Origin of the sequence: Streptomyces sp. NPDC049915, assembly GCF_040656475.1 — a bacterium.
In the GTDB taxonomy this organism is placed as follows: domain Bacteria; phylum Actinomycetota; class Actinomycetes; order Streptomycetales; family Streptomycetaceae; genus Streptomyces.
In genome coordinates this window covers 1-6,016 of record NZ_JBFAMH010000061.1, presented here as the reverse complement: position 1 = coordinate 6,016, position 6,016 = coordinate 1, and the positions used below count along the sequence as shown (strand labels likewise).

Sequence of the window (6,016 nt, the reverse complement as noted above, 5' to 3'; positions counted from 1 at the left end):
GGGGTGTCCGTCCTCGGTCCGGCCGTCCGTTTCCGACGGGGGCGCTGTTGCCCGGTGCCGGCCGCTGCGGGCGGACACCCCCCACCCCGTCCCCTTCCCGCCGCGCGCGGCTGCGGCGCCGCCGTGGCGGGCGCAGTTGTGGGCCGCCGTCCTGCGTAGCTGCGGGCAGTCGCAACGCCGGGCGGCCGCCCTGCCGACATAGCTGCGGGCAGTCGTGACGCTGGGGCGGCACGGGTGGGCTGGGGGTCCCCCCTGCTCGAAGAGCTTGGGGGAGGCACCCCGTCGCGCCGGGCTGCGCACCCACCCCCGGCCGGCCACCGCACGGGCGCCAGTGAACGCCGGGTGCGCAGCCCAACCGCAGATCACCGTGCAGGCCGGGCGCGCAGCCCAATGGAGGTCACCGCGGTGTCGGTGGGGCAACTGGACGGCGTTGTCCACAGGCCACCGCATGGGGTCCTTCCCGGCGGTACGCTGACCAGGCACAACCCCAGACTCCGCCGTATCCGAAGGGACAGCCCATGCCGCTCGAAGCCGGCCTCCTGGAGATCCTCGCCTGCCCGGCCTGCCACTCCCCCCTCAAGGAGCAGGACACCGAGCTGATCTGCACCGGTCAGGACTGCGGCCTGGCGTACCCGGTCCGCGACGGCATCCCCGTGCTGCTCGTCGACGAGGCCCGCCGCCCGGCGTAACACCGCCGCGAAAGCCCGCGCACGACGACACGGCGATCGGAGACTGCCGCCATGCTCGACGAATCGCTGCTCGACACGCCGGAGGCCCTGGCCGAGGCCGACCGCCGCGCCCTGCTGCGCGGCGCCGCCGAGGCCGGCGCCCGCGTCCGCACCGCGGCCCGGCACGCCGCCGAGGCCGGCATCAACGGGCTCAAACCCGACGGCCGCCCCCGCGCCGTGCTCATCGCCGGCCCCGGCGCCGCCGCCACCCACGCCGCCGACCTGCTGGGCACCCTCGCCGGCCCCGGCAGCCCCGTCATCCGGCTCGCCCCCACCGGCGTCGCCCCCGCCGCGGGCGCGCTGCGCTGGGAGCTGCCCGGCTGGACCGGCTCCGTCGACCTGCTGCTGATCGCCACCCCGGACGGCACCGAGCCTTCGCTGTCCCAGCTCGCCGAACAGGCCTACCGCCGTGGCTGCACGGTCGCCGCCGTCGCCCCCGCCGGCACCCCCCTCGCGGAGGCCGTCGCGGGCGCCCACGGCATGTTCCTGCCGATGGCGACCGCCCCGTACGACCAGGAGGAACCGCTCGCCGCCTCCGCGCCGGGTGTCCTGTGGGCGCTGCTCACCCCGCTGCTCGCCCTGCTCGACCGCATCGGCCTGCTCACCGCGCCGTCCGACGCCCTGGAGAAGGTCGCCAACCGCCTCGACCACGTCGCCGAACGCTGCGGCCCCGCCATCGCGACGTACAGCAACCCGGCCAAGACCCTCGCCGCCGAACTGGCCGACGCCCTGCCCCTCGTCTGGACCGAGGGGACCTCCGCAGGACCGGCCGGCCGCCGCTTCGCCGCCGCGCTCGCGGAGCTGTCCGGCGTGCCCGCGGTGGTCGCCGAACTGCCCGAGGCGCTCGCCGCGCACAGCGCCCTGCTCGCCGGCCCGCTGGCCGCCGGCGCGGACCCGGACGACTTCTTCCGCGACCGCGTCGAGGAACCGCCCGCGATGCACGCGCGCGTGGTGCTGCTGCGTGACCGCCCGATCGGCAGCCTCACCGCCGCCCCGGCCGCCCGAGACCTGGCCCTCAGCCACGACACCCCGATCAGCGAACTGGAACCGCAGGAGGGCGACGAGCTGGAGACCCTGGCCGAGCTGATCGCCATCACCGATTTCGCCGCCGTTTACCTGGCCGTCGCGTCAAGGGCCTGATCTTTTCCCGGGCGCCGAACGCCCGTCCTCGGCCCGCACGCATCCCGCAGAGAGATCCCATGGACCGCCTCGACAACACCGTCCGCCCCTACGCCTGGGGTTCCACCACCGCGATCCCGCAGCTGCTCGGCGTGAAGCCGACCGGCGAACCGCAGGCGGAGATGTGGATGGGCGCGCACCCGGGCGCTCCCTCGCGCACTGCGCGCGGAACCCTCGCCGACGTCATCGCGGCGGACCCCGAGCGGGAACTGGGCCCCGCGGCCGTGGCGAAGTTCGGCCCGCGCCTGCCGTTCCTGCTCAAACTGCTCGCCGCCGACGCGCCGCTCTCGCTCCAGGTCCACCCGGACCTGGCGCAGGCCCGGCAGGGATACGCCGACGAGGAACGCCGCGGCATCCCGCTCGACGCCCCGCACCGCAACTACAAGGACGCCAACCACAAGCCCGAACTGATCTGCGCGCTCACCGACTTCGACGGCCTGTGCGGCTTCCGCGACCCCGTCCATGCCGCCGACCTGCTGGCCGGTCTCGGCGTCGACTCCCTCAAGCCGTACGTCGACGTGCTGCACGCCCACCCCGAGGAAGCGGCCCTGCGCGAGGTGCTGACCGCGATCCTCACCGCGGACCGCGAGGAGATGGCCCACACCGTCGCCGAGGCCGCGGCCGCCTGCGACCGGCTCGGCGGCACTTACGCCCCCTACGCCGGCCTCGCCCACCACTACCCGGGCGACCCCGGCGTCATCGCCGCGATGCTCCTCAACCACGTCCGGCTCCAGCCCGGTGAGGCCCTCTACCTCGGCGCCGGCATCCCGCACGCCTACCTCGACGGCCTCGGCGTGGAGATCATGGCCAACTCCGACAACGTCCTGCGCTGCGGCCTGACCCCGAAGCACGTCGACGTCCCCGAACTGCTCCGCGTTGTCCGCTTCGAGGCGAGCGACCCGGGCGTGCTGCGACCCGAGGCCTCCCCGGACGGCGAAGAGGTCTACGAGACCCCCATCGACGAGTTCCGGCTCTCCCGCTACACCCTGCCGGAGGGCGGCGCCGCCCACGTCCTCACCCGGTCCACCCCGCAGATCCTGCTGTGCACGGCGGGCACCGTGCGGGCCGGGGAACACCAGCTGACCGCCGGTCAGTCCGTCTTCGTCCCCGCGGGGGAGAAGGCCGAGGTGTCCGGCGCCGGCACGCTGTTCCGGGCCACCGTGATCGCCTGAGCGCCGACTCCGAACGCGGCCCCGGTGTGTTCGTACGACCGTGGCTGTGGACACTCGGGAACGCCGGAGCCACGGGGGCTGCAAGAATGGCCCACCGGCAAAGGGCGGGCAAAGGCCCGGACGGCGACAACGCACGCAGGCGAAGGGACAACGCGGACACATGAGCGCGTCAGGCGGCACCAAGGCGATCGTGGCGGCACTCGGCGCCAACCTCGCGATCGCGGCATCGAAGTTCGTGGCGTTCGCGTTCAGCGGCTCGTCGTCGATGCTCGCCGAGGGCGTGCACTCGGTCGCCGACTCCGGCAACCAGTTCCTGCTGCTGGTCGGCGGCAAGCGCGCCCAGCGCCAGGCCACCCCCCAGCACCCCTTCGGCTACGGCCGCGAGCGGTTCATCTACGCCTTCCTCGTCTCCATCGTCCTGTTCTCGGTCGGCGGCATGTTCGCCATCTACGAGGGCTACGAGAAGGTCCGGCACCCCCACGAACTGGAGCACTGGTACTGGCCGGTGGGCGTCCTCGCCTTCGCGGTCGTCGCCGAGGGCTTCTCCTTCCGCACGGCCATCAAGGAGTCCAACGAACTGCGCGGCAAGCTCTCCTGGGCGCAGTTCATCCGCCGCGCCAAGGCACCCGAGCTGCCCGTCGTCCTGCTCGAGGACTTCGGCGCGCTCATCGGTCTGGTCCTCGCGCTCTTCGGCGTCGGCATGACCCTGCTCACCGGCGACGGCGTCTGGGACGGCATCGGCACCATCTGCATCGGCGTCCTGCTCGTCCTCATCGCGCTCGTCCTGGCCGCCGAAACCAAGTCGCTGCTGCTCGGCGAGGCCGCCGGCACCGAAGAGATCAAGAAGATCGAGGCCGCGATCGTCGACGGCGACACCGTCCCCCGCATCATCCACATGCGCACGCTCCACCTCGGCCCCGAGGAACTGCTGGTCGCCGCCAAGATCGCCGTCCAGCACGACGACACCGCCGCCGAGGTCGCCACCGCCATCGACGCCGCCGAGGCCCGCATCCGCGCCGCCGTGCCCATCGCGCGCGTCATCTACCTCGAGCCCGACATCTACAGCGAGGCCGCGGCCGCCAACGGCCCCGACCCCCAGGCCACCCCGGGCGGCCCGGCCCCGCAGAGCCCCGGGCACTGAAGCACCGGGCACTGAAGCACCCCTACGGCTGCTGCATCACCCACGGCGGCGCGGGCGGCACCAGCGTCCGCGCCCTGCGCCGCACGGCAACCGCGGCGATCCCGAGCCCCACACCGGTCAGCACCAGCACCGCCGCGAGGATGAGCGCCGTACCGACCAGCCCCGGCACGGTGTAGTCGTCGATCACCCGCCCGCGCACTGCTGACAGCGGCACCGTCCCGCCCTGGTCGTCGAGGAAGGCCCGCGAGTCCCGGGCGTTCCCGCGGTTGTCACCCAGCAGGAACAGCCGGCCCTCCGGCACCCGTACGTCGTAGTGCGTTCCGGCGAGCCAGTCATCGGCCTGCCCGCCGCGCACATACGGCTCCTGCAGCGGCCTGCCGTTCAGGGTGACGTGCCCGCCCGGACCCTTCCCCGTGCAGCAGGAGATGCGGTCACCGCCGACGGCGACGACCCGCTCCACCAGTAGGTCGTCGAAGCCGTACCGGTCCGGCGCGGAGAACAGCACGACGTCACCGCGCCGCACCTGGCTCCCGTCGATCCGCTCGAACATGATCCGGTCACCGGGACGGTACGTCGGCCTCATGCTCTCGCCACGCATCACGGAACCGCCGTACCCGGCCCGCGCGTACCCCGCACCGCCGAGCCCCAGCAGCACGCCCACCACACCCACCACGACGGCCGCGATCGCGAGCCCCCGTCCCTTGCCGGACATTGCGTCCCCTCCCTTTGCGGCCCTTCCGCGGGCGCAGAGCGTAGCGGTCCGCTCGCCGGGGTACGCGACCCGCCCACCCCCTCTCACCGGCCCGGACAGCCCGGCACGGCATCGGTGAACGCCCGACGCTTTCCGGTGCGGACTGGGGACGACCCGGCCGACCGTGTAGCTTGGGAGAGAGCCAGACGTCGCTGCTGATGGCGGTCGGGCGGTCCCGGCGCGGACCGACCGAGGGAGAGAGGGCCTCCGACGGACTGCGCTGCGCGCACGCGGGCATGCCTGTGTCCCTCTGGGCACCCCTGTGTCCGCCGCCGCGCAGGTCAGCCCTACCCACACCTCGACCAACCCGAGGAGCAGCCCGAATGACGACTGTCGACAACCGACAGGACTTCAAGGTCGCCGACCTGTCCCTGGCCGAGTTCGGCCGCAAGGAGATCAACCTCGCCGAGCACGAGATGCCGGGCCTGATGGCGATCCGCAAGGAGTACGCCGAGGCACAGCCCCTCAAGGGCGCCCGCGTCACCGGCTCGCTGCACATGACCGTGCAGACCGCCGTCCTCATCGAGACCCTGGTCGCCCTCGGCGCCCAGGTCCGCTGGGCCTCCTGCAACATCTTCTCCACCCAGGACCACGCCGCCGCGGCCATCGCCGTCGGCCCGAACGGCACGCCCGACAACCCGCAGGGCGTGCCGGTCTTCGCCTGGAAGGGCGAGACCCTCGAGGAGTACTGGTGGTGCACCGAGCAGGCGCTGACCTGGCCGGGCACCCCCACCGGCGGCCCGAACATGATCCTCGACGACGGTGGTGACGCCACCCTCCTCGTCCACCAGGGCGTCGAGTACGAGAAGGACGGCAAGGTCCCCTCGCCCGACACCGCCGAGTCCGACGAGCACCGCGTCATCCTCGAACTGCTCACCCGCACCGTCGCCGAGACCCCGCAGAAGTGGACCCAGCTGGCGTCCGAGATCCGCGGTGTCACGGAGGAGACCACGACGGGTGTCCACCGCCTGTACGAGATGATGCGCGACGGGACGCTGCTGTTCCCGGCGATCAACGTCAACGACTCGGTGACGAAGTCGAAGTT

The 6,016-nt window shown here is 73.1% G+C and carries 6 protein-coding genes; 5 read left to right on the top strand and 1 reads right to left on the bottom strand.

What is annotated here, in order from left to right; all coding sequences use genetic code 11:
• Positions 1 to 518 precede the first annotated feature (518 nt).
• From AB0J12_RS39285 to AB0J12_RS39270, 4 genes are all read left to right on the top strand, one after another.
• Entirely contained in the window at positions 519 to 689 is a 171-nt protein-coding gene (locus tag AB0J12_RS39285; RefSeq protein WP_079057723.1) for a Trm112 family protein, read from the top strand.
• A gap of 51 nt (positions 690 to 740) precedes the next feature.
• Complete coding sequence (locus AB0J12_RS39280; RefSeq protein ID WP_363269605.1) at positions 741 to 1,868, top strand: SIS domain-containing protein; 1,128 nt, start codon at positions 741 to 743, stop codon at positions 1,866 to 1,868.
• A 59-nt stretch (positions 1,869 to 1,927) separates the two neighbouring features.
• Positions 1,928 to 3,079, top strand: a complete 1,152-nt coding sequence (manA, locus tag AB0J12_RS39275) for a mannose-6-phosphate isomerase, class I (RefSeq protein ID WP_363269604.1) — start codon at positions 1,928 to 1,930, stop codon at positions 3,077 to 3,079.
• A 160-nt stretch (positions 3,080 to 3,239) separates the two neighbouring features.
• Positions 3,240 to 4,220, top strand: coding sequence for a cation diffusion facilitator family transporter (locus AB0J12_RS39270; RefSeq protein WP_363269603.1), 981 nt, complete (start codon positions 3,240 to 3,242; stop codon positions 4,218 to 4,220).
• A 22-nt stretch (positions 4,221 to 4,242) separates the two neighbouring features.
• Here AB0J12_RS39270 and lepB read toward each other — a convergent pair whose 3' ends face one another.
• Positions 4,243 to 4,932, bottom strand: coding sequence for a signal peptidase I (gene lepB / locus AB0J12_RS39265; protein ID WP_363269602.1), 690 nt, complete (start codon positions 4,930 to 4,932; stop codon positions 4,243 to 4,245).
• A 362-nt stretch (positions 4,933 to 5,294) separates the two neighbouring features.
• Between lepB and AB0J12_RS39260 the strand changes: the two genes are divergently transcribed.
• Positions 5,295 to 6,016: adenosylhomocysteinase (locus tag AB0J12_RS39260; RefSeq protein WP_363269601.1), on the top strand; the 722-nt coding region annotated here is incomplete at its 3' end.